Origin of the sequence: Streptomyces sp. NBC_00996 (genome assembly GCF_045162675.1) — a bacterium.
Classification (GTDB): Bacteria; Actinomycetota; Actinomycetes; order Streptomycetales; family Streptomycetaceae; genus Streptomyces.
The window spans coordinates 7,430,669-7,453,706 of the sequence record NZ_CP108723.1 but is presented as its reverse complement, the minus strand read 5'-3'; the positions used below and the strand labels follow the sequence as shown (position 1 = coordinate 7,453,706).

19 protein-coding genes and 1 tRNA gene are annotated in these 23,038 nt (G+C 67.8%); 3 read left to right on the top strand and 17 right to left on the bottom strand.

The window, feature by feature from the left end:
• Window positions 1-40 precede the first annotated feature (40 nt).
• From prmC to OG390_RS35005, 12 genes are all read right to left on the bottom strand, one after another.
• Complete coding sequence (prmC, locus tag OG390_RS35060; protein ID WP_406173443.1) at window positions 41-886, bottom strand: peptide chain release factor N(5)-glutamine methyltransferase; 846 nt, start codon at window positions 884-886, stop codon at window positions 41-43.
• 60 nt (window positions 887-946) lie between these two features.
• Window positions 947-2,023, bottom strand: coding sequence for a peptide chain release factor 1 (gene prfA / locus OG390_RS35055; protein ID WP_399081593.1), 1,077 nt, complete (start codon window positions 2,021-2,023; stop codon window positions 947-949).
• 135 nt (window positions 2,024-2,158) lie between these two features.
• Window positions 2,159-2,380, bottom strand: a complete 222-nt coding sequence (gene rpmE / locus OG390_RS35050; RefSeq protein WP_352052736.1) for a 50S ribosomal protein L31 — start codon at window positions 2,378-2,380, stop codon at window positions 2,159-2,161.
• Window positions 2,381-2,549: 169 nt separating this feature from the next.
• Window positions 2,550-3,689, bottom strand: a complete 1,140-nt coding sequence (locus OG390_RS35045; RefSeq protein ID WP_406173440.1) for an LCP family protein — start codon at window positions 3,687-3,689, stop codon at window positions 2,550-2,552.
• A 209-nt stretch (window positions 3,690-3,898) separates the two neighbouring features.
• Window positions 3,899-5,704: a trypsin-like serine protease gene (locus tag OG390_RS35040; protein ID WP_406173439.1), complete on the bottom strand. Its 1,806-nt coding sequence runs from the start codon at window positions 5,702-5,704 to the stop codon at window positions 3,899-3,901.
• Window positions 5,705-5,852: 148 nt separating this feature from the next.
• Window positions 5,853-7,970 (bottom strand): transcription termination factor Rho, encoded by a 2,118-nt coding sequence (gene rho, locus OG390_RS35035; protein WP_406173437.1) that lies wholly within the window; start codon window positions 7,968-7,970, stop codon window positions 5,853-5,855.
• Between the two features lie 388 nt (window positions 7,971-8,358).
• Window positions 8,359-9,288, bottom strand: a complete 930-nt coding sequence (gene thrB, locus OG390_RS35030; protein ID WP_369249203.1) for a homoserine kinase — start codon at window positions 9,286-9,288, stop codon at window positions 8,359-8,361.
• A 427-nt stretch (window positions 9,289-9,715) separates the two neighbouring features.
• A complete protein-coding gene (thrC, locus tag OG390_RS35025) occupies window positions 9,716-10,774 on the bottom strand; it encodes a threonine synthase (RefSeq protein WP_406173435.1) in 1,059 nt (352 codons plus the stop codon).
• 6 nt (window positions 10,775-10,780) lie between these two features.
• Window positions 10,781-12,079, bottom strand: a complete 1,299-nt coding sequence (locus OG390_RS35020) for a homoserine dehydrogenase (RefSeq protein ID WP_406178031.1) — start codon at window positions 12,077-12,079, stop codon at window positions 10,781-10,783.
• A 222-nt stretch (window positions 12,080-12,301) separates the two neighbouring features.
• Complete coding sequence (gene lysA / locus OG390_RS35015; protein ID WP_406173433.1) at window positions 12,302-13,693, bottom strand: diaminopimelate decarboxylase; 1,392 nt, start codon at window positions 13,691-13,693, stop codon at window positions 12,302-12,304.
• Window positions 13,694-13,700: 7 nt separating this feature from the next.
• Window positions 13,701-14,678 carry an ArgS-related anticodon-binding protein NrtL gene (gene nrtL / locus OG390_RS35010; RefSeq protein ID WP_406173431.1) on the bottom strand — a complete coding sequence of 326 codons (978 nt, stop codon included), beginning with the start codon at window positions 14,676-14,678 and terminating at the stop codon, window positions 13,701-13,703.
• Between the two features lie 399 nt (window positions 14,679-15,077).
• A complete protein-coding gene (locus OG390_RS35005) occupies window positions 15,078-15,569 on the bottom strand; it encodes a response regulator (protein WP_406173429.1) in 492 nt (163 codons plus the stop codon).
• A 290-nt stretch (window positions 15,570-15,859) separates the two neighbouring features.
• Here OG390_RS35005 and OG390_RS35000 point away from each other — a divergent pair.
• A tRNA-Arg gene (locus OG390_RS35000) sits at window positions 15,860-15,931 on the top strand.
• 345 nt (window positions 15,932-16,276) lie between these two features.
• Here OG390_RS35000 and OG390_RS34995 read toward each other — a convergent pair.
• From OG390_RS34995 to OG390_RS34975, 5 genes are all read right to left on the bottom strand, one after another.
• The gene (locus OG390_RS34995; protein ID WP_406173427.1) at window positions 16,277-16,969 is read right to left on the bottom strand and encodes a hypothetical protein; all 693 of its coding nucleotides are present in this window, start codon (window positions 16,967-16,969) and stop codon (window positions 16,277-16,279) included.
• A gap of 267 nt (window positions 16,970-17,236) precedes the next feature.
• Window positions 17,237-17,788 (bottom strand): hypothetical protein, encoded by a 552-nt coding sequence (locus tag OG390_RS34990; RefSeq protein ID WP_406173425.1) that lies wholly within the window; start codon window positions 17,786-17,788, stop codon window positions 17,237-17,239.
• A gap of 359 nt (window positions 17,789-18,147) precedes the next feature.
• Window positions 18,148-19,524, bottom strand: a complete 1,377-nt coding sequence (locus OG390_RS34985) for an IS1380 family transposase (protein WP_406173423.1) — start codon at window positions 19,522-19,524, stop codon at window positions 18,148-18,150.
• Window positions 19,525-20,059: 535 nt separating this feature from the next.
• Window positions 20,060-20,518, bottom strand: a complete 459-nt coding sequence (locus OG390_RS34980; protein WP_406173422.1) for a restriction endonuclease — start codon at window positions 20,516-20,518, stop codon at window positions 20,060-20,062.
• A 189-nt stretch (window positions 20,519-20,707) separates the two neighbouring features.
• On the bottom strand, window positions 20,708-21,007 hold the full coding sequence (locus tag OG390_RS34975) for a hypothetical protein (protein WP_406173420.1): 300 nt from the start codon (window positions 21,005-21,007) through the stop codon (window positions 20,708-20,710).
• Between the two features lie 546 nt (window positions 21,008-21,553).
• Here OG390_RS34975 and OG390_RS34970 point away from each other — a divergent pair.
• Window positions 21,554-22,210 (top strand): hypothetical protein, encoded by a 657-nt coding sequence (locus tag OG390_RS34970; protein ID WP_406173418.1) that lies wholly within the window; start codon window positions 21,554-21,556, stop codon window positions 22,208-22,210.
• Between the two features lie 212 nt (window positions 22,211-22,422).
• Entirely contained in the window at window positions 22,423-22,695 is a 273-nt protein-coding gene (locus OG390_RS34965) for a hypothetical protein (protein ID WP_406173417.1), read from the top strand.
• Window positions 22,696-23,038: the final 343 nt, after the last annotated feature.

Below are 23,038 nucleotides of genomic sequence, written 5' to 3'. Positions count from 1 at the left end.
TCGTACACGTACTGCTGGCTGGGGGTCGCGATGCGCGTACTCACGGCATCGCCTTGCGGGCGGTCGCGAACCGCGGCCGGTTGTTGAGGTCCGGGTGGTCGGCCGCGTCGGCCCAGCCCCGCTCCTCGGTGAAGATCCACGGCACCTGCCCGCCCTGGGTGTCGGCGTGCTCGATGACGACGACGCCACCGGGGCGCAGCAGCCGGTGCGCGGTGCGCTCTATGCCGCGGATGAGGTCGAGTCCGTCCTCCCCCGAGAACAGGGCGAGTTGAGGATCGTAGTCCCGGGCCTCCGGCGCCACGTACTCCCATTCCGTGAGCGGGATGTACGGCGGGTTGGAGATGACCAGGTCCACCTGGCCGTCGAGGTCCGGGAAGGCCTCCAGGGCGTCTCCCTGGCGCAGGTCGACCCTGGACCCCTCGACGTTCTTGCGCGTCCACTGGAGGGCGTCCTCGGACAGCTCCACCGCGTGCACACGGGAGCGCGGGACCTCCTGCGCGAGGGCGAGCGCGATGGCGCCCGAGCCGGTGCAGAGGTCGACGATCAGCGGCTCGACGACGTCCATCGCGCGTACGGCGTCTATGGCCCAGCCGACCACGGACTCGGTCTCCGGCCGGGGCACGAACACCCCTGGCCCGACCTGGAGTTCCAGATAGCGGAAGTAGGCCCGCCCGGTGATGTGCTGGAGCGGCTCGCGGGCCTCGCGGCGCGCGATCACCTCCCAGTAGCGGGCGTCGAAGTCCGCGTCCTTGACACTGTGCAGCTCGCCCCGCTTCACGCCGTGCACGAAGGCGGCGAGCTCCTCCGCGTCGTTGCGCGGCGAGGGCACGCCGGCGTCGGCCAGCCGCTGGGTGGCCTGGGCCACTTCCGCGAGCAGCAGGTTCACGCTGGTCCTCCGGGGCTGAGCTGTTGTCGTTGCTGGGTACCGTTGTTACGCGGCCTGCTCTCAGGCGGCCGCGAGCTTGGCCGCCGAGTCCGCGTCGACGCAGGCCTGGATGACCGCGTCGAGCTCCCCGTCGAGCACCTGGTCCAAGTTGTACGCCTTGAAGCCGACTCGGTGGTCCGAGATGCGATTCTCCGGGAAGTTGTACGTGCGGATCTTCTCGGAGCGATCGACGGTACGGACCTGGCTGCGACGGGCGTCAGCGGCTTCCCGCTCCGCTTCCTCCTGTGCCGCCGCGAGGAGCCTGGAGCGCAGGATACGCATCGCCTGCTCCTTGTTCTGCAGCTGGCTCTTCTCGTTCTGGCACGAGGCGACGACTCCGGTGGGAATGTGCGTGATGCGCACCGCGGAGTCGGTGGTGTTGACGGACTGGCCGCCGGGGCCCGACGAGCGGTAGACGTCGATGCGCAGATCGTTCGCGTGGATCTCGACGTCGACCTCCTCGGCCTCGGGCGTGACAAGGACACCGGCCGCCGACGTGTGAATCCGGCCCTGCGACTCGGTCGACGGCACGCGCTGCACGCGGTGCACACCGCCCTCGTACTTCAGGCGCGCCCAGACACCCTGACCGGGCTCGGTGGCACCCTGGCCGCCCTTGGTCTTCACGGCGACCTGGACGTCCTTGTAGCCGCCGAGCTCGGACTCGGTGGAGTCGATGATCTCGGTCTTCCAGCCGACGCGCTCGGCGTAGCGCAGGTACATGCGCAGCAGGTCGCCCGCGAAGAGGGCGGACTCGTCGCCACCGGCGCCCGCCTTGATCTCGAGGATGACGTCCTTGTCGTCGCTGGGGTCGCGCGGGACCAGCAGCAGACGGAGCTTCTCGGTGAGCTCCTCGCGCTGCTTCTCCAGGTCCTTGACCTCGGCGGCGAAGTCCGGGTCGTCGGCGGCGAACTCCTTCGCCGTCTCGATGTCGTCCCCGGTCTGCTTCCAGGAGCGGTACGTCGCGACGATCGGGGTCAGCTCGGCGTAGCGCTTGTTCAGCTTGCGCGCGTTGGCCTGGTCGGCGTGGACCGACGGGTCAGCGAGCTTCTTCTCCAGATCGGCGTGCTCGCCGATGAGTTCCTCGACCGCCTCGAACATCTCCGGCTCCAATGGGCTGTCCCCCGCTCCAGTGTGGGCTCGGGGACGTGGGTAAGACGAATGGGGGCTGCACCGCAAAGCGCCGGTCCCGGCGCCCCCGGCATGGGGGCACCGGAGACCGGCGCTGTGGGCTCGCTACTTCTTGGCAGCGGCAGCCTTGCCGAAGCGGGCCTCGAAGCGGGCCACACGGCCACCGGTGTCGAGGATCTTCTGCTTGCCCGTGTAGAACGGGTGGCACTCGGAGCAGACCTCGGCGCGGATGGCACCGCTGGAGATCGTGCTACGGGTGGTGAACGACGCGCCACAGGTGCAGCTGACCTGCGTCTCGACGTACTCGGGGTGGATGTCGCGCTTCAAGGTGTCTCCTAGATTCGGGAGGGCGCCGGGTCGCCGCCGCGGATTGCGGGAGCGTGAACCGGAGCCGACGTACCAGTCTGCCAGGACTGACCGCATCCCCCAAAACCGGGGGGCGCGGTGATCTATTCCCGGCGCCCCCGGCAGAGGGTGTACGGCTGCGTACGCGTGCCTACGACGCGGTCACGACGCCCTTGGCGTCACCGGTCGCCGTGCCCTTCGTGGCGCTCGCCGGAATCGGCTGGTCGCTCTTGAGGGCGTCCCAGACCAGCCGGGCCTTGGCCTTCTCGACGATGACACGGTTCGCGTTCGCGGGGTCGTACCGGACCGGCATCGTCACCATGTTCATGTGGGACGCACTGATGGTCTTGAGGCCGCCTGCGAAGGACGCGAGGTCGGTGACCGAACCGATGTCGGAGTCGGTGGTGACGGCCTTGGTCGCGGTGTCGGCGAGGTCGTACAGCTTCTTCGGGTTGGACAGGACGCCGACATGCTTGACCTGGTTGACCAGAGCCTTGATGAATGCCTGCTGGAGCTGGATGCGGCCGAGGTCGGAGCCGTCGCCGACGCCGTGCCGGGTGCGCACCAGTCCGAGGGCCTGTTGCCCGCCGAGCGTGTGGGTGCCGGCCTTCAGGTTCAGATGGCTGTCGGAGTCCTTGATGTCCTTGGTGGTGGTGACCTGGACACCGCCGAGCTCGTTGATGAGCTTCTCGAAGCCGGCGAAGTCGACTTCGAGGTAGTGGTCCATGCGCAGACCCGTCAGGGACTCGACGGTCTTCACGGTGCAGGCGGCGCCGCCGGTGGAGTACGCCTCGTTGAACATGACGCCGCGCGCGGCGTCGTGTGTGACACCCTTGGTGTCAGTGCACTCGGGGCGGTCGATGAGGGTGTCGCGCGGCACGGAGACGACGCCGGCCTTCTTGTGGCCCTTGTAGACGTGCACGATCATCGCCGTGTCGGAGCGGGCGCTGCCGTCGTCGGTACCGCCGCCCAGCTTCTTGTTGCTGCCGGAGCGCGAATCGGAGCCCAGGACCAGGATGTTCTCGGAGCCGTTGTCGACCTTCGTCGGCCGGTCGGTGCCGAGCGCCTGGTTGATGTCGACGTTCTTGAGGTTGCTGTTGAGCTTGAAGTACAGATACCCGGCGCCCGTGCCACCCAGCACCACGATGCCCGCGGCGGTCCAGGCAGTGACGAGGAGTGCCTTGCGGCGCGTACTGCGCGTCTTGCGGCGGCGGCCCTTCGCGCGGCGGCGCGGGGCGCTCGTGCCGGACTCCCCCGGTATGACAGGTTCCGACGTGCTCTCGGCAGACATCTGCTCCTCAGTCCCTCTGCGGTCGGTTACCCCCTGCTTTCAGGGCCAAGCCCGTCTGGCCGTGACGATGGGTGTCGCTCCATGGTCAGTCCGTACGGTCAGACGGGGAAACTCGGCAAAGGGTTGCACAACGCAGCGTGCCCACCGCGTGAAGCGGTGGGCACGCTGCGTCATCGGTGAATCCGGGGTAACCCCGCTCACCTGCGATTTCAGCCGAAGATGCCGTACTGCTGGAAACCGGTACCGACCGAGATTCTTGTGGCAAAGATCTCGCTGGTCGCCTTGCCGGTGCCCTTGTACAGGTAGAGCGTGCCGCCGGGCGTACGGGCCAGGAAGTCGGCCTTGCCGTCTCCGGTGATGTCACCGACGGCGTCGAAGGCGTTGTACGTTGTGCCGCTCCAGGTACGCACCTTGATACGGCTGGAGAACGCCCCCGTGCCGGCCTTGCCGGTGCCCTTGTACAGGTACACGTAGCCGTTGCTCCGGCTGCGGGTGATCAGGTCCGCCTTGCCGTCGCCGTTGAAGTCGCCGTGGCCGCGCACCGAGTTGTACTGGTTCCAGCCGGAGCCGACCTTCACGCGAGTCGAGAAACTGCCGTCGCCCTTGCCGGGGTAGATCCACAGATAGCCGCTGGAGTCCACCGAGAGCAGGTCGGGCAGGTAATCGCCGGTGACGTCACCGGGGGCGACGGTACGGGTGCGGGTCTTCCAGTTGCCGAAGATCTGCTTGGTGGCCCAGGAGCCGCTGGACTGCACATAGTGCGTCCAGAAGACAGCCCCGTCGGAGCTGCGCCGGTAGACCAGGTCCTGGTAGCCGTCACGGTTGAGGTCGGTCTGCAGGACGAGGTTGACGCCCTTCCAGTTGCCCCAGGACTGGCGTGCGCCGAAGGAGGTGCCCTTGGAGTCCTTCTCGTAACCCACGTAGGTGGAGCTGCTTCGCACCCACAGGTCGGCCTTGTGGTCACCGCTGAGGTTGGTGTCGTCTACGCGCGGGTACGCCGCGCCGACGTAGGTGCGGACCTTGGTGAAGACGCTGTACGCGCCCTTCTCCACGCAGTCCCGCACACCCCAGGAGACGACGCCGATGATGCGGTTGTTGACGACGAGCGGGCCGCCGGAGTCGCCGTTGCAGGCGGAGGTGGTGCCGGTGTCACTGCCGGTCGCCGGGTTGCCCGCGCAGACCATGTGGCCCTTGACGAAGTCGGCACCGTAGTAGCCGGAGCAGGTGGTGTCCGACTGGACGGGCAGCGTGGCCGTCTTGAGCGTCTCGGAGATGTCCTGGCTGGTGGAGCTGGTACGGCCCCAGCCGTAGACCTTGGCGTTGGTGCCGGCGGCGTACGAGGCCGTGTCGGTGGACGTCGTCATGCGGATCGGCGTGGCCTTGATGGCGACCGGCAGCGTGAGCACCGCGATGTCGTTGTCGATGGTCGTCGAGCTGTACGACGGGTGGTTCCACTGCCGCCAGACACCGGTGACAGTGCCGCCGTGCAGGTCGGTGTTGCCGGAGCTGTCGGTGGTGGGCAGCTGGGCGGTGCCGGTGACGACCGCGCCGTACTTGTACCAGTTGTAGCCCTTGACGCAGTGCGCGGCGGTGAGGATCTTCGTCGGCGACACGACGGAGCCGCCGCAGAAGAAGCCGAGGTCGTCGCTCTCGTCGGTGGTGCCCTTGTCGTCGTAGTACCAGAGCTGGGCCATCCACGGGGCCGTGCTGATGGTGGTCTCGGTGCCGCCGATGATCTTCGGATCGACGGTTGCGGTGTCCGTACTGGCGCTCAGCGACGACTTCGTGGTCGTCCGACCCGCCGTGTCGTCACCCGCGAGGCCGCCCGCGACGCGCCTCTCCAGCTCGGCCAGGGAGGGCGAGGAGGTGCTGGGCTTGACGGTCGGCGTCGGCGGCGCGGTGGCCGCGTTCGCGGACGACATCAACAGCGCGCCGGCGACGGCGGCCGCCAGGCCTGCCGCCGCGACAGGCACGGCGATGCGTATCCGGCGTCTGTGACGACCACGGCCGGACATGGATGTATCCACTCAAGTCCCCCCTGAGACAGGCGAATTCAATGAACGCTGAAAGAAGCGCGATCGTACACCTGTCTCCGGCAGCGCAAAGGGCCGCCCCCGTCACCTGCGTGACGGGGGCGGCCCTTGTCCTGCTTGCGCTGCGGACTCAGTCGTTGCCGTTGCCCGGCATCGGCGTCGTCTTCTGGATCTGGAGCAGGAACTCGGCGTTCGACTTCGTCTGCTTCATCTTGTCGAGCAGCAGCTCGATCGCCTGCTGCTGGTCGAGCGCGTGCAGCACGCGGCGCAGCTTCCAGGTGATGGCGAGCTCGTCGCTGCCGAGCAGGATCTCTTCCTTACGGGTGCCGGACGCGTCGACGTCCACCGCCGGGAAGATGCGCTTGTCGGCGAGCTTCCGGTCGAGCTTGAGCTCGGCGTTGCCGGTGCCCTTGAACTCCTCGAAGATGACCTCGTCCATGCGGGACCCGGTGTCGACGAGCGCGGTGGCGAGGATGGTCAGCGAGCCGCCGTCCTCGATGTTGCGCGCGGCACCGAAGAAGCGCTTCGGCGGGTACAGCGCGGTCGAGTCGACACCACCGGACAGGATGCGGCCGGAGGCCGGGGCGGCGAGGTTGTACGCACGACCCAGACGCGTGATCGAGTCGAGCAGCACGACGACGTCGTGACCCAGCTCCACCAGACGCTTGGCGCGCTCGATGGCGAGCTCCGCGACCGTGGTGTGGTCCTCGGCCGGGCGGTCGAAGGTCGAGGAGATGACCTCGCCCTTGACCGACCGCTGCATGTCGGTGACCTCTTCCGGACGCTCGTCGACCAGGACGACCATCAGGTGGCACTCGGGGTTGTTGTGCGTGATCGCGTTGGCGATCGCCTGCATGATCATGGTCTTGCCGGTCTTCGGCGGGGCCACGATCAGACCGCGCTGGCCCTTACCGATCGGCGCGACGAGGTCGATGATGCGGGTCGTCAGCACGCCCGGGTCGGTCTCCAGACGGAGCCGGTCCTGCGGGTACAGCGGCGTCAGCTTGTTGAACTCCGGCCGCCCGCGCCCGGATTCGGGTGCCATGCCGTTGACGGAGTCCAGGCGGACGAGAGCGTTGAACTTCTCGCGGCGCTCGCCCTCCTTCGGCTGCCGGACCGCGCCGGTGACGTGGTCACCCTTGCGCAGGCCGTTCTTGCGGACCTGGGCGAGGGAGACGTACACGTCGTTGGGACCCGGCAGGTAGCCCGACGTACGGATGAACGCGTAGTTGTCGAGGATGTCCAGGATGCCCGCGACGGGGATCAGGACGTCGTCCTCGGCCAGCTGCGGCTCGGCGATCTCGTCGCGGCCACGACGGCCACGGCGGTCACGGTAGCGCCCGCGACGGCCGCGACGGCCACCCTCGAAGTCGTCCCCGTCCTCGTCGGCCCGCGGACCGTTGTCGCGCTGCTGCTGACGGTCCTGGCGGCCGCCGCCCTGCTGCTGACGGTCCTGACGCTCTTGGCGGTCCTGGCGCTGCTGGCCACCACCCTGGCCGCCCTGCTGCTCGTCGCCCTTGCCGCGGCGGTCGCGGTCCCGGCCACCGCGGTCACCGCGGTCACGGTCGCGACGGTCACGGCGGCCCTGACGGCCGTCGGCGCCGTCGGCGGTGTCGCCCTTGGACTCGCCCTGCGTCTGGACCGGCGTCTCGGCCTTCGGCTCGCTCTTCGCCTCGGCGGCGACCGTCTCCGGGCTGCCGGCCTCGGCGGTGGCACGGCGACGACGGCGCTCAGCGGGGGCGTCGTCTCCCCCACGCTCGGCTTCGCTCGCGCGGGAGGGGCCCCCATCGCGGGAGGGGCCCCCAGCGGGCTGGCCGGGGATCTCGATCTGCTGCTGGGCCACGGCCTTCTCGGCGGCGACCTTCTCGGCCTTCTTCTCGGCCGAAGCGGCGGTCTCGTCGCCCGTACGGGCCTTCGAGGTGGCCCGGCGCTTCGGCTTGGTCTCGGTGGCGGCCTCGGCAGTCTTCGCCGGGGCTCCCCCTCCCCCAGTGCCTGAAAGGGCCTGGGCGGTGCCCCCAGCCTGCGCCTCCTTGATGACCTCGATCAGCTGGCTCTTGCGCATGCGCGCGGTGCCCCTGATGCCGAGGCCGGATGCGACCTGCTGCAGCTCGGCCAGCACCATGCCCTCGAGGCCGGTACCGCGGCGCCGCCGGGAGCCGGCACCGGTGGCAGGCGCGGAGGCGTCCGTGGCGGGCGCGGCAGCGGTCTCCTCGACACGTGCGCCCATCAGATCGGTGGTGTCGCTCACGAAGGGTCCTTCCCTGGAGCGGACGTCGGCCTGTCTGGCTCGGCGACCGGTTGTGCTGTCCGGCTTTGGTCCTTGCTGTGTGGACCGTGCCGGGGCGGTGGTCCGCCAAAGAGGCGGAAGAAATATCTGGTGATGACGATTCCGGAGCCGTGGCACTGATTTGCGGTGTCATCGGCACGGTCACGCCGGTTCCGGAGCGTGCTCAGTACTGCTCAGCGCATAGCACCCAATGCATGGCACAAAGCAGTTTGGGAGGCTCCCGGAAGAATGGTTGTCCCGGACGGGGACACGAAGCACCTCGACATGGTGGGTTCGGGTGCAGACTTGAGGTTAACACTACCGGATCCAACAAACATTCCCCCTCTCCAAATCCGGCAACCGTGCGCCGCTAATTGACCCCGAGGGGTGCGAGCGGCAGCACGCTCGCCCCTTGGGCATCTAGGTCCAGCCGGTTGGCGGCCCAGCCCTGACCTGCGAGATCGGCCACCTTGTCGGCCGACGCCCGGTCCGCAAGGGCGAGGACGGTGGGGCCCGCGCCGGAGATCACCGCGGGAATGCCGTCGGCGCGCAGCCGCTCCACGAGAGCCGCGCTCTCCGGCATGGCCGGGGCGCGGTACTCCTGGTGCAGCCGGTCCTCGGTGGCGGGCAGCAACAGCTCGGGGCGCCGGGTCAGGGCCTCGACGAGCAGTGCGGCGCGGCCCGCGTTGGCGGCGGCGTCGACATGCGGCACGGTGCGCGGCAGCAGTCCACGCGCGGTCTCGGTGAGCACCGGCTTTCCCGGTACGAAAACCACCGGAACGATGGAATCGGCGGGCTCCATCCTGATCGCCCGCGCCGCGCCGGCCTCCATCCAGGAGAGCGTGAAGCCGCCGAGCAGACAGGCCGCGACATTGTCGGGGTGTCCCTCGATCTCGGTGGCGAGCTCCAGGAGTGCGGTGTCGTCGAGCTTGGTGTCCCCGCCTATGGTCACGGCGCGCGCGGCGACGATGCCGGCGCAGATGGCGGCGGAGGAGGAGCCGAGGCCCCGCCCGTGCGGGATGCGGTTGGCGCAGACGATCTCGAGGCCGCGCGGCTGTCCGCCCAGCAGATCGAAGGCGGTGCGCAGGGAGCGTACGAGCAGGTGACTCTCGTCGCGCGGGAGCGTCTCGCTGCCCTCACCTGCGATGTCGATGTGCAACCCGGAGTCGGCCACCCGGACGACCACGTCGTCGTACAACCCCAGTGACAGGCCGAGGGCGTCGAAGCCCGGGCCGAGATTGGCACTGGTGGCGGGGACGCGCACCCGGACGGCGGCGGCGCGGAACGCTGGACCGGCCATCGCTCGATGACTCTCCTTGAGCTGCGTGATGTACGAGATCTTCGATGAATTGAGATGAACTGCGATGAGTTGCGATACGTGCGGAAGCCCCGGAGGCCGTAATGACGGCGCGGCACCGCGGCATATGCGGCGGGCGGGTTCGGTACAGCCTATCGAAGGAAGGTTCTGTGGCGACATAGGGCGCACAGGAGGCGCACGATGCGTGTCGTAAGCCCCCTGTGCACCCCCCGTCGGGTTGCCGTAGGGGTGACCCCCGGAGTCGGGCGGTTTTCGTCGCCTTCTGGCGATTTTCCGCCCGCTCCCGACGAGGTTTTGCCCTGCCTGCGACAAGGTCGGCCTGTCGTCGGCCGACTCTGGCGGGTTTACGCCAGGCGGCTTTACGCCAGGCCGAGCCGCTCGGCTCTGCGTCAGGCCGCCCCGTTCCGCCTCAGGCCAGGCCGAGCCGCTCCGCCGCCGTCACCGCGTCCACCGGGACCGTGACCGGCTGCGGGGCGCCCGCGACGGCCCAGTCGGGGTCCTTGAGGCCGTTGCCGGTGACCGTGCAGACGATCGTCTGGCCCGGGTCGACCTTGCCCTGCTCGGCGGCCTTCAGCAGACCGGCGACGGACGCGGCGGAGGCGGGCTCGACGAAGACGCCCTCCTGCGCGGCCAACAGCCGGTAGGCGCGCAGAATCTCACGGTCCGTCACCTCGTCGATGAGCCCGCCCGATTCGTCCCGCGCGGCCAGTGCGAACTGCCACGAGGCCGGGTTGCCGATACGGATCGCGGTGGCGATGGTCGAGGGGTCCTTGACGACCTCGCCGCGCACGATGGGAGCGGACCCGGAGGCCTGGAAGCCCCACATGCGGGGCGTCCGCCTGGCGATGCCGTCGGCGGCGTACTCGGTGTATCCCTTCCAGTACGCGGTGATGTTGCCCGCGTTGCCCACCGGCAGGACGTGGATGTCGGGCGCGTCGCCGAGCATGTCCACGATCTCGAAGGCGGCGGTCTTCTGGCCCTCGATGCGCACCGGGTTGACCGAATTGACCAGCGCCACCGGGTAGTTGTCGGACAGCGCGCGCGCCAGCGTCAGACAGTCGTCGAAGTTGCCGTCGACCTGGAGGATCTTCGCGCCGTGCACGAGGGCCTGACCCATCTTGCCCAGCGCGATCTTGCCCTGCGGGACGAGGACGGCGGAGACCATCCCGGCCCGTACGGCATAGGCGGCCGCGGAGGCCGACGTGTTGCCGGTGGAGGCGCAGATGACGGCCTTCGCGCCCTCCTCCTTGGCCTTCGTGATGGCCATGGTCATACCGCGGTCCTTGAAGGACCCGGTCGGGTTGGCACCCTCGACCTTCAGGTGGACCTCGCAGCCCGTGCGCTCGGAGAGCACCTGCGCGGGCACGAGCGGCGTACCGCCCTCACGGAGCGTCACGATCGGAGTGCTGTCGGATACCGGCAGCCGGTCCCGGTACTCCTCGATGATTCCGCGCCACTGGTGGGTCATTGCTGGTTACTCTCCTTCAACCCGCATGATGCTGGCGACACCCCGCACGGTGTCGAGGCTGCGCAGCGCCTCGACGGTCCCGTTCAGGGACGCGTCGGACGCACGGTGGGTGACGACGACGAGGGAGGCCTCGCCGCCTCCGTCTTGTCGTCCTTGCTGGCGCACCGTATCGATGGACACGCCGTGCTCGGCGAAGACGGTGGCCACCTGGGCGAGAACACCCGGTTTGTCTGCCACGTCGAGGCTGATGTGGTAGCGCGTCACGACGTCACCCATGGGCGATACGGGCAGCTGGGTGTACGCGGAGTCGCCGGGCCCGGTCGCACCGCTGAGCTTGTTGCGGCAGACGGCGACGAGGTCGCCGAGGACGGCGGAGGCCGTCGGGGAGCCGCCGGCGCCCGGCCCGTAGAACATGAGCTGCCCGGCGGCATCCGACTCCACGAACACGGCGTTGTACGCGCCGCGCACAGAGGCGAGCGGGTGGCTCAGCGGAATCATCGCCGGGTGCACGCGCGCCGTGACCGAGCCCCCGTCGGCGGCCCGCTCACAGATGGCGAGCAGCTTGATGGTGCAGCCCATCTCCTTCGCCGAGGCGAAGTCGGCGGAGGTGACCTCGCTCATGCCCTCGCGGTAGACGTCGTCGAGGCGCACGCGTGTGTGGAAGGCCATTCCGGCCAGGATCGCGGCCTTGGCGGCGGCGTCGAAGCCTTCGACGTCGGCGGTCGGGTCGGCCTCGGCGTATCCCAGGGCGGTGGCCTCGTCGAGGGCCTCCTGATAGCCGGCCCCCGTGGAGTCCATCTTGTCCAGGATGAAGTTCGTCGTCCCGTTGACGATGCCCATCACGCGGTTGATCTTGTCGCCCGCCAGGGATTCGCGCAGCGGCCTGAGCAGCGGGATGGCACCGGCGACGGCGGCCTCGTAGTAGAGGTCCTTGTCGTTCTCCACCGCTGCCGCGTGCAGCGCGGCCCCGTCCTGGGCGAGCAGCGCCTTGTTGGCGGAGACCACGGAGGCGCCGTGCTCGAAGGCGGTGGTGATGAGGGAGCGGGCGGGCTCGATGCCGCCGATGACCTCGATGACGACGTCGATGTCGCCGCGTTTGACGAGGGCGGTGGCGTCGGTGGTGATGAGGTCGGCCGGAATGCCCTCGCGGACCCTGGAGGGCCGCCGGACGGCGACACCGGCCAGCTCGACGGGGGCTCCGATGCGCGCGGCGAGGTCATCGGCGTGCGTCGTCATGATGCGCGCCACCTCTGAGCCGACAACCCCACAGCCCAGCAGCGCCACCTTCAGCGGACGCGTACGCATCATCCGACCTCGTTTCCTCATACCGTCTTCGGTTGGACCAGTCTCACTCACCGGACGGGAGTTTCTATGCCTCGTCCGGATCGTGAGATGTCTATTTCATTTTTCCAGGGGAGACGCGCAGGAGATCTTTCGTCGCCCCTGGGGCTTCTTCGAGCCCGCGTCGGGGGCTTGTTCGAGCCCGCCTCCGGGGGGCTGCTTCCAGCCCCCCGCAAAGGGCTTGTTTCAGCCGACGTCGAGACGCAGGAGATCCTCCTCCGTCTCACGGCGGACGATGACCCGGGCCTCGCCGTCGTTGACGGCGACGACGGGCGGACGCAGCGCGTGGTTGTAGTTGCTGGCCATCGAGCGGCAGTACGCACCGGTCGCCGGAACCGCGATGAGGTCGCCGGCGGCCAGGTCGGCGGGCAGGAAGGCGTCCTTCACCACGATGTCGCCGCTCTCGCAGTGCTTGCCGACGACGCGGACGAGCATGGGCTCGGCATCGGACGTACGCGACACCAGGGCGACGCTGTACTCGGCGTCGTACAGAGCGGTACGGATGTTGTCCGACATGCCGCCGTCCACGGAGACGTACGTGCGCAGCCCGTCGAGCGGCTTGATGGTGCCGACTTCGTACAGGGTGAAGGCGGTCGGGCCCACGATGGCGCGCCCGGGCTCCACGGAGATCCGAGGCGTCCCCAGCTTGGCGGCTTCGCACTCACGCGTGACGATCTCGCTGAGGGCCTTGGCGATCTCGTGCGGCTCACGCGGATCGTCGTCACTCGTGTACGCGATGCCCAGACCGCCGCCGAGGTCGATCTCGGGCAGCTCGACACCGTGCTCGTCACGGATGGCGGCGAGCAATGACACCACACGCCGGGCGGCGACCTCGAAGCCGGCCATGTCGAAGATCTGCGACCCGATGTGCGAGTGAATCCCCACGAGCTCCAGCCCGTCGAGGGCGAGCGCCCGCCGTACGGCCTCCGCGGCCTGGCCGTCGGCCAGCGCGATCCCGAACTTCTGGTCTTCGTGGGCGGTGGCGATGAACTCGTGCGTGTGAGCCTCGACGCCGACGGTCACACGGATCTGCACGCGCTGCCGCTTGCCCAGGGACTGGGCGATGTGGGCGACGCGGACGATCTCCTGGAAGGAGTCGAGCACGATGCGCCCGACGCCCACCTCGATGGCCGTACGAATCTCGACTTCGGACTTGTTGTTGCCGTGGAAGGCGATGCGGTCGGCGGGCATCCCGGCGGACAGGGCGGTGGCGAGCTCACCACCGGAACACACATCCAGGTTGAGGCCTTCGTCGTGCAGCCAGCGCACGATGGCGCGCGACAGGAACGCCTTGCCGGCGTAGAAGACGTCGGCGTCGTGCCCGAAGGCGGTACGCCAGGCGCGCGCCCGGGCACGGAAGTCGGCCTCGTCGACGAAGTAGGCGGGAGTGCCGAACTCCTCGGCGAGCCGGGTGACTTCAATCCCTCCGACACTGACCACACCGTCCTGGTCACGGGTGACGGTGTGCGCCCAGACCTTCGGGTCGAGGGCGTTGAGGTCGGCGGGCGGGGCAGTGTAGTGGCCCTCCGGGAGGACGTCGGCGTGACGGGGCCCGGCGGGGTGTGCGGAACGGCTCATTCTTCTCTCACAGATAGTCAGGGGCACTGATGCCGAGCAGGGACAGGCCGCCGGCCAGCACCGTCCCGGCGGCTTCGGCGAGCGCGAGCCGGGCGCGGTGGGCGGCCGAGGGTTTCTCGTCGCCGAGCGGCAGCACGGTGTGCTGGTGGGCGAGGAAGGCGTCGGCGGTGACGACCAGGTGCCGGGCGAGCCGGTCGGGCGTGCGCTGGGTGGCGGCGACGCGCAGGGCGTGCGGGTACTCGGCGAGGGCGCCGACGAGATCGAGGGGCTCGCTCTCATGGCGTACGTCACTGGGGTCGCCGACGTATCCGAGCGCGTCGGCATTGCGGCGCAGGGCCCGGGTGCGGGCGTGGGCGTACCGGATGCGGAAGAGAGGATTGCTCTCGCGCTGAACGAGGTGGTCGGCGCTGATCCGGGGCCGGTCGTGGGGTGCGGGGTGCAGCAGAGCCCAGCGGGCGGCGTCGGGCCCGAGCGGCGCGGGGTCCTCCGGCGCCGGCACGGGCCGCAGATTCACCGGCTCGGCGTGCCGCACCTCGGCGCGGCCGCCCTGGCCGGCGACGATCCGCACCAGGGTGTCGGCGACGACCTCGGCCCGGGTGTCGTACGGCACACGCAGCTCGACGACCTGCCCGGCGAGCGCGTCACCGTGCCCGTACGACGGCCCCTGCCGCAGGACGTCTGCCACAAGGGCGGCGGACGCCCCGCCGCCGAGGCGGATGTTCAAGAACCCGGATCCGGTGATCGCGACGTCCGCAACACCGGGGGCGCCGCTGATGTGCGGCCGCAGGATCTCGGCGACCTGCAGGGGCGACCGCCCGGCCGGACGCGCCAGCTGAAGGGCGATGTTCGTGGCGTAATCCCCACACCCACCCGGCCCCGGCAACGTGACCACGGCCCGTGCAGGCACGGGAACACTCAGCTCCCCCGCGTCGACAGCACGACGCACCGCGCACAGCACGGTACGGGAGAGCTCGACGGGGGTCACGGGACAAGCGTAGGGGAGGAGGGGGGTGGGTAGGCGACTCGGTTTGGGGGACGGTCCGGGATACGGACGGGCCGGAACCGCCGGGTGGTGACACACCGGCGTGTGCGCTCTGTGACGGGCGGGGGGGGCGGGGCGGGGGTGGTGCGGGGGGTGGTGCGGGGGGGGTGGTGGGGTGCGGGGCTGAGCGGTGGGTGTATCGCTCGGCGCGTGGTGGGCGCCGCTCGGCGCTGGGGCCGGTGCGGGGTCGGTGACCGTTGTATCCGTTCTGGATGGCCGTACTGGATGGTCGTGCTCGTCCGCGCCGGTCATTCGCACCCGTCAGGGAGCGTCGGCGGCGCCGGTCATACACGCCTGTCGGGGATACGGGCCGTCCCCGACAGCGACAGTCATGCGCGCCCGTCAGTTACCGGCGCGTCCGGCGCGCTCGGTTTCCTCGACTCCGGCGGTGGCCCCGAAGGCGTCCTCGAACGACGGCGAGCCGTCCTCACCACCGCCCCCCGCACTACCCCCACGCCCCCGCCGCTCCAACAACTGGCGTACGAGCCGTACGAGTTCGGCAGGTTCGAAAGGCTTGGCGAGAAAGGCGTCGACACCCACGCCCAGCCCGCTCTCGACCTCGTGCTGAGTGCAGGCACTCACGATCGCGAGGGGAAGATTTCGGGTAAGGGGATCGGCACGGAGCCGAGCGGCGGTCCGCAGCCCGTCCAGCCGAGGCATCACCACATCGAGGGTCACGACATCGGGCCGCACCTGATGCACGATGTCCAGGCACTCGGCACCGTCGGCCGCGGTCACGACCTCGAGACCCTCCAGTTCGAGGTTGACCCTGATCAGCTGCCGGATGACCTTGTTGTCGTCCACAACAAGCACCCGACCGGACGCGCCTGGCACAACTCGAGAGTAGGTCCGCGCCCACCGCCGCGTCCGGGTTTTCCCCACTTCCGCCCCGTGCGGGGGTCAGGTTCCCACCCGCGTGGGGGGCACGTACTGGCTCGGCCCGCGCCGCCATCACCACCCCACCCGCGCCCCGCCACCACTCCGCCCGGACCAGGCCCTCACCCCGCGAACAGACCCACCGTCCCCTCCCGAGAACCCCACCCCGCCCCACCAAAACCCGTGGCAATCACCCCCGAAAGAGCTGGTAGGGTTCTACCCGTCGCCGCGAACACCGCGCCCGACACGCCCCCGTAGCTCAGGGGATAGAGCAACGGCCTCCGGAGCCGTGTGCGCAGGTTCGAATCCTGCCGGGGGCACTTCGCCTCAACCAGCACAATGATGCGGTTGACCAGCGCAGATGCCTAACACGAAGAGCGGGACCCAGTCTCACTGGGTCCCGCTCTTTCTCGTTGTTGCGCACTGGTCGCGTGTGAGTGGCGTGTGAGCCAACAGACGATGCGTGCAAGCTGCTCGACGGCGGGCCGCCGCCGACCATGCCGTTGAGTGCCGCCCTGAGATCCCAGCCTGCTGGCCGACGCCGACAACGGTTTCAGCTACCAGCCACCCGCCGCCTCTGTCTGCCAGACGGCTCCATCTTCCACCCCACCGGTCGCGGAACCTGCTACTGGCAACGGGGCATGTCCAACTGACGCGATCCCCAATCAGTCGGCCTGGCCCCGCCACTCCGCTTCCCTTACGTAGCAGCCTGAATATTCACTGGAGGACATAGCCTTGGGCATGTCATTGCGCCAATAAAAGATGTCCTCCCGACTTGCTCCGCCGCGGATTTCATCAACGGCTTTCTTCGAAATAATCAGGCAGAAATTCTTGGTCAGCGAGCTGTGATTCCCTGATCGACTCAGTTGAAGTGATCCCTCATACCGGCCGGGCTGGAAGCTCCAGCCGTCGGCCTGGAACAAGAAGGTCGGCTGCTGAGGTTTGTCCTGACTGACGAGGAATGGGGCGGGATCACCAGACCATCTATACGAGATCCATTCAGCAGCGGGGTCGAAGTTCCATGTGCCGACCTCTTTCCAGTAGAAAACCGGTCTTTTCGAAGAGGAAATCGAGCCGACGGGAGTCAGCTGGAAACGCGCGTCACGGATAACCTCGACATCCTGGGTCTTGACTCTGGTGGACACTGTCGGCTGAAGATAGAAATGGGTGTCCTTGCCCACCAGTCCAATGCGCATGAGATGAGGCAGCGCCGCATCGATTTCAGATTTCTTTTGAAGTTCTGCGAAGTTATACAGTGAAAAGGCTAGGGCTGCTACACCCGCGGCTGTAGCAGCCCATTTGTGCACGGCGTCGAAACGACTCCTCCGGGACGTCGTCGCGTCATCGCTGTCGACCATGCTCTTACCTTGGCCAAGATCGCAGCCCTCAACCCGTTGCACTGCTCCATATGGCCAGCAAAATCAACACCGGCCAGTGCGTTCACTCGTCCTGCAACGCGGTACATGCTGCCAGCACCGCCGCAAGGTGCTGCGCCTGCGCACCTCAGTCGCAGGGAGCGCCCCGAGGGTCCCGCCCGTCACGACGGGCGGGGCAGGGGGTGGCGTCGTCAGATCAGACCTGCCCCACCTCAAGCGGCGTCGGTGCCAGCAGAGCGATCGGACGGGTTAGGCCATCCATCCCATAGCCATCTCGATCCTCCTGTTGTTCTCAGCCTCGCTGTCGTCGATGCAGCCCGCGTATCGGCGGTGGATGACCTCCGGTGAGTTGCCGGCGCGCCGGGCCACTTCAGCCACCGGGAGGCCTGCGCGGAGCCAGTTCGTGATGCACGTGGCGCGCAGGTCGTAGGGTTTCCGGCCCACGTGCGAGTCCACCTTGTTCGGCGGAAGCGCCAGCGGTCTTGCTTCCTGCCACACTCGCCAGTAGCTGGACGTACCGAGCAGATCTCCCCGTTCGTTGGGGAAGAGCCGCCCGTCCTTAGCCGTACCGAACTTCTTTAGGTGCGCTTGGATCATCGCCACCAGGACGGGCGGAATCGGTACCGGCGGGTCCGTGCCAGGCTCCCGTGACTTCAGCCCCCGCTTATCGTGGCGCTCACCTGAGTCGGTCCATTTCTTGCCGGAGATAGGACGCGTCTCCCAGAGTGTGAGGGTCCCCCATCCCTTTTCAGGGAGATGGCAGTCAGACAGCCGGAGCCCGACCACTTCGGCCGGACGCATCGCTGCGTACAGGATGCAGCCGAAGAAAGCGCCAGACGCCTCCCCCGGTTACGGTGCACCGAGCCGACATATGAGACGGCCGTAAGGAGTTGCCTCCCCTGCACTTCGTTGACCAGAACCCGCGGGTTCACGGCATCGCTCCCACTGGAGGTGGGCCGTTTCAACCCGGCGAGCGGATTTGCGTCTAGCCTCGATCATTCATGAGGGTCCGTCAGCTTGCTGACGGACCCTTTGTGGTGAGTGTCGGTGGGGATTTTCGGAGTCTGGGTAGGTTGAGTGCCCGGCTGTCGCGTCGGGTGGGCGCCGGGTTCCACGGCTCCGGTGGGCTGGTGCCGCTCGCAGGGATGGGAAAGTGCTGGTCAGCCGGGGTTCGGGAGGGCGTGGAGCCGGTCCAGGGCGTCGTTGATCACGTCGGTCCAGGGCCAGTGCCTGGCGAGGCGGAGGTATCGGCGGCGGCCGGTGGTGACGAGCTGGGCGGCGGTGGAGAACAACCGAAGCCGCAGGCGGCGGGGCTCCCAGAGCCGGGCGGTGCTGGTGAGGGCGAGCAGGGGCATCCAGGCCAGCAGGTCGAGGGCGATCTGCACGATCTCCAGCCAGATCTGGTTCTGCGCGGCGTCGTGGAGGGGGAGGTTGCGCAGGCCGGTGGCTCGGGCGGCACGGATGCGGTCCTCGGCCCGGGCGCGCTGGCGGTGGCGCAGTTCGAGGGCGGCGATCGCACCGTCGGCCGTGTTGGTGGCGAAGCAGGTCAACCGCATGCCGTCGGCGTCGGTGAAGCGCAACTGGGCGCCGGGGTGCGGGCGTTCCTTGCGCACGATCAGCCGCAGCCCGTTCGGCCAGCCCGTCAGGCAGTCGCCGGCGAGTTCGGCGACCCAGGCGCCGTCGCGGATGTCGCCGTCGGGCTCGACGGCAGGCGTCCAGGCCGAGGCCGGGACCTTCAAGACGGCCTGGTGGATGGCGTCGGTGATGGTCATCCCGACCGAGTACGACAGCCACCGCCCGCGCCGGGTGAGCCAGGCGACGAACTCGTGGGTGCCGCCGCCGGAGTCGGTGCGGATCAGCGTCTGGCGCCCCCGTCGGAGGTGTTTCGGCAGCTGGGCCAGGGCCAGTTTCGTGGCCTCGATGTGGTCGGCGGCGGTGTTGGAGCCTGCGTTGCCGGGCCGCAGCAGGCCCACGACCGGCTCGCCGGACCCGCCGCGGCCGTGGTCGACGAACCCCATCAGCGGATGGTGCCCGAAGGTCTTCTTCCAGGTCGCGGCGGCGTCCTGCTTCTCGGAGTGCGCGATGACGAGGACGCCGTCGATGTCCACGATCACCTGGCCGCCCGCGTCCGGCGCCGCCTGGCCGGCCAACTTCCAGACGTGTTCGCGTACTTCGGCGCGGGCCGTGCGCAGTGCGGTCAGGGCCCGCTTCCCGCCCCGGGCGAGCGTGTCGATGAGTCGGGAGACCGTCGGGTCGGAGGCTACCGGCCCGAACACAGCGGGCTCCGCCCGCAGCATGCCCGCATCGGCCAGGCAGTCCCCGCCCAGCGCGACCGCGAGGGCGACGTCCAGGAGGACCTTCCCCGGGTCGTGGACGGCCCGCTGCTTGCGCCACGGGGCGAGTGCCGCCGATATCGCCACATCCAGGCCGGTCTTGCGGACCGTCTCGACCAGCAGCACCGCACCGGCCTGCGAAACCACTCCGCGACCGCCGCCCTCGACGCGGACCCGCGGGTAGGACCCGATACGCTTCTTCACCTGGAAAGTGCCTCCGACGGTGGCGGGAACAAGGACCTCAGCAATCCTCATTCTCGCTGGTCAGAGGCACTTTCTGCTTTCGCGATCACCAGTCGGACAGCCCACCTCATGAAAGCGCGAGGCTAGTACTACAGCCGGACTTCGCGCGGGCCGTCGCCGACAGCACTCGCGTTCCGAGTCGGCGGGCCGGGATTCTGCCTGGTGAGCGTCGCGAGAGTGACCTCGCAGCTGACGAATGGTCAGTTCTGAATGCCTTCGGTGACGCCGCTGGCCTGAGGGAACGCGGAAGTCCGGCTGTAGTACTAGGAGGCGTCAGACGTGGCTGAGGCCGGTGGGGGCGCAGCAAGGCACACGCGTTCATGATCGGTTGGCGCCCCTACCGTCGTGACTGACCGTCGTCGGCTGAGGTACAGACGAGCCCCGGGGTCTGGTCTGGAGCAATGACTGTGCCAGCCGGCGAACGGACAACAAGCTGATGGCGGGGAGTGCTGCCGCCTGCTCTTGATGTCGTCCGACCCGGCAAGATGCAGAGTGCTCAGTCCGACTCAGAGAAGATCTTGGAGACGGGCAGGAAACAGTGCCCTGTCTCGCTCACGTGCCGCTTCTTGCGGCGCATGAGCTCGTCCAGGCGGATGCGTTGGTCAAGTACAGCCATGAAGTCGCCCCCATCCATCGTGATGAACGGCGTGCTGAGGCTGTAGACCGCCAGGGCGTCCGAGGTGAAGCCGCTCATGCTGATATATAGGCCGAGAGCGTTCTTGCCCTTGCGCTCGATGTTGCTCTTGAAGACGTCCAGCTCCCGACGGCCGATGGCCTCTTTCCACCACTTGGCTTCGAGGACGTAGTGGTCAGTGTCGAAAGAGAACGCACCATCGATCTGCTCATGGTCCAAGCTGTATGCCGCCCGTGGCTCCAGGTCATACAGGGCGAACATCTGATTGATGAAGCCCTCGAAGTCCCTCCCCCGCTGCTGCGGGTTGGCAGCCGAGTGCATCACAATGAACAGCTGCTTCAGCTCCTCATGAGCCTGAGCAAACGCTCGGCCGTCCTGGGCCTGCTTGGCGCTCTCCGCGATGGCGACGGCGTGTGCCTCATGCTCCGCAATGACCTCACGCTGCTTGGCAGTCCAACGCCTTAACTCTGCAACAGCCGCGGTCGCTTTGGCTATCTTCTCCTCCCCATCCTACTGGGAAGTCAGATTAGGAAAGGTCTCCATGTCTGCGATATCGAGCATGAGTGCGACCGTCAGGTCGAGGTACCGTGCTTCATTGGCCTGCAGCAGGTTGACCAACTGGCCTGATACTTCCCGCTTGGTGGACGACGGGAAGCTCAGCTGCGCCAAGAGCTCGCTGTGATCCTTCAGCATTGCTCGGACGTACAGCTCAAAAGGGTCTTTGTTCCAGTAGATCGTGGTCAGCGCCTCGACCAGCGCTGTGTATGCGGCCGGACGGATGGCCTTACTACGAGAGTTGGGCTGCGGCACCGTTCCCCTCCCCCTTACGCACGATGACCGACCTATCACAGTACCGCGCGATCAGTCGATGACCAGCCTGTATGACAGGACTTGATCCCAGAGGACCTTCGATCCTGCGCCGACGCCGTGACGATCTTGGTCCAGGTGACATCCACAGGTGACATCAACGGCACCGGATGTAGGCGCCCATGCGCGGCTCAACATGTACCCACGATCGAGCAAGGACCCTCTCGGGTCACGCTCGGATCGAACTCCTAAAGCGGTGCTCCCACTCTGTGAACGATCGTCAGCAACGGGTCCCGCCACAGCCGGAGCCCAACCAACTCGGCAAGTGACCGCCGCATCCGACAGGACATGACCCAGCGTTGCATTGAAAGCCGGTGTCCATATAGGGAGTCCATGACTTCGCAGTAGTGGCTGCGAAGCCTCTCAACCACTTTGCACCTTCCTCAAGTTGTGCTCAGATAAGAGATCATCTACTTGAGGCGTACATGGCTAGCCCATAGTGTTCAGGAATCCGGCCACCCGCCAGGGGGTCGTCACAAGGGGGAACACATGGGCATCGGCATGCGCCGAACCGCCATCGCGTCCAGCTCAGCCCTTCTGCTCTGTCTCGGAGCGGTCGGGACGGCGAGTGCGGACCAAGAAGTACCCGCGTCGTCCATCAGCGGCCCTGACCAGGCCGCGGACGCCATCGCCGCAGAGAACACCGTCGAAGTCAATGACCGAGACACCTGGGAAGACGGCGATGAGACAACCGTGGTCCGGCCGAGAATCTGCGACGGGCCTCAAACGTGGATCGAAATAACGTCGAAGAAGAACTACCACATTCCGTCGTGGTGGAACGGCACGAAATACAAGGACGGACCCGGCGGCACCATGGCCGTCAGCGTGACCAAGTCTGGGACCATCTCGGCCGAGGTTACGGGCACTGTGGAAACCGAGGCCAAGGCCATCGTCTGGGCAGCCAAGGCTTCGGTCAGTGTCAAGGTCGGCACCAGCGTGACGATCACGACCGGCCACACCTACACACACAACATCGCCCGCGGTAAGTACGGCCACCTACAGTACGGTTCATGGGGCTACAAGGTGTCGTGGAAGAAGTATCGACGCGTCGGAAACGGTTGCGGCCACGGGACCGAGATCGACAGCGGCAACGCAACGCTTCCCACATCCGAGACTGGCTGGAAGTACTGGGAAACCTCCACATGACCCCTCACCGCGGGCCCCGAGTCTGGTTCCTTGGTTACGTCCTGGCCCCGGCCCTGCTCCTCACGGCCTGCACCTCGGATCATGATTCCGAGACCAGCCCCACGGCTTCCGCTTCTGCATCTCCCACCGCCCGCAACACGGCGAAACAGGCCGAGAAGAAGCTCGCAGCGGAAGCTCAGTCAGCGCTCGACGCCACTACTGAGCATGGCTCGATGATCGAGTCAGGGGTGGAACGCCTGACCGAGGGGATCCACACACAACCCGCTCTGGACAAGGAAACCACCTACCGACTCACCGTCGTGTGCGCCGGCAAGGGAGAAGCGGAGATCGTGTTCACTCCGACCAGCGCGGGCTCGAAGGAGCCGGTCCCCTGTGACGGCTCTACTGTCTTCGAGCGATTCACAGCCAAGGATTCGCTCCGCCTCGATGTCCAAGGAAAGCCCGATGCGACGGGCATGATCGCCTGGCGGATCAACAAGATGTGAACCAGCACTTGGTGTCCTCCCGCTCCTCAGGGAGCGGGAGGACACCAAGCCGTGCAGCAGGAACCATCCCGACAACTGGCCACCGCAATGATTGCTCAGGGCTCCGGGAAGGGCGGCACCTCGTCCATCACCCGCAGTAACTTCCGGGCAGGGGCCACCTCCTCTGGCCGCACGGACGAGGCGAGCTCTTCGATCAGGCTCCATCCCAGTTCCCGTCTCATTCGATCCCGTTCACCGTCGTTCAGGCGGGACCTGGAGGCGTCCACACCCCTGGTCTGACGTCCGTGAACGCAGGTGAACCGCCCTGGACGACACCCACCACGCCACCAACACAGTTGGAAAT

Bases quoted from the DNA above. Each gene is read 5' to 3' on its own strand.
- OG390_RS34990 (WP_406173425.1), bottom strand. From the start codon at position 17,788: ATGCGTCCGGCCGAAGTGGTCGGGCTCCGGCTGTCTGACTGCCATCTC.
- thrC (WP_406173435.1), bottom strand. From the start codon at position 10,774: ATGACCCACCAGTGGCGCGGAATCATCGAGGAGTACCGGGACCGGCTG.
- OG390_RS34970 (WP_406173418.1), top strand. From the start codon at position 21,554: ATGGGCATCGGCATGCGCCGAACCGCCATCGCGTCCAGCTCAGCCCTT.
- OG390_RS35045 (WP_406173440.1), bottom strand. From the start codon at position 3,689: ATGTCTGCCGAGAGCACGTCGGAACCTGTCATACCGGGGGAGTCCGGC.
- OG390_RS34980 (WP_406173422.1), bottom strand. From the start codon at position 20,518: ATGCACTCGGCTGCCAACCCGCAGCAGCGGGGGAGGGACTTCGAGGGC.
- thrB (WP_369249203.1), bottom strand. From the start codon at position 9,288: ATGGCCGGTCCAGCGTTCCGCGCCGCCGCCGTCCGGGTGCGCGTCCCC.
- OG390_RS34995 (WP_406173427.1), bottom strand. From the start codon at position 16,969: ATGGTCGACAGCGATGACGCGACGACGTCCCGGAGGAGTCGTTTCGAC.
- OG390_RS34965 (WP_406173417.1), top strand. From the start codon at position 22,423: ATGATCGAGTCAGGGGTGGAACGCCTGACCGAGGGGATCCACACACAA.
- lysA (WP_406173433.1), bottom strand. From the start codon at position 13,693: ATGAGCCGTTCCGCACACCCCGCCGGGCCCCGTCACGCCGACGTCCTC.
- prfA (WP_399081593.1), bottom strand. From the start codon at position 2,023: ATGTTCGAGGCGGTCGAGGAACTCATCGGCGAGCACGCCGATCTGGAG.
- OG390_RS35020 (WP_406178031.1), bottom strand. From the start codon at position 12,079: ATGCGTACGCGTCCGCTGAAGGTGGCGCTGCTGGGCTGTGGGGTTGTC.
- OG390_RS35040 (WP_406173439.1), bottom strand. From the start codon at position 5,704: ATGTCCGGCCGTGGTCGTCACAGACGCCGGATACGCATCGCCGTGCCT.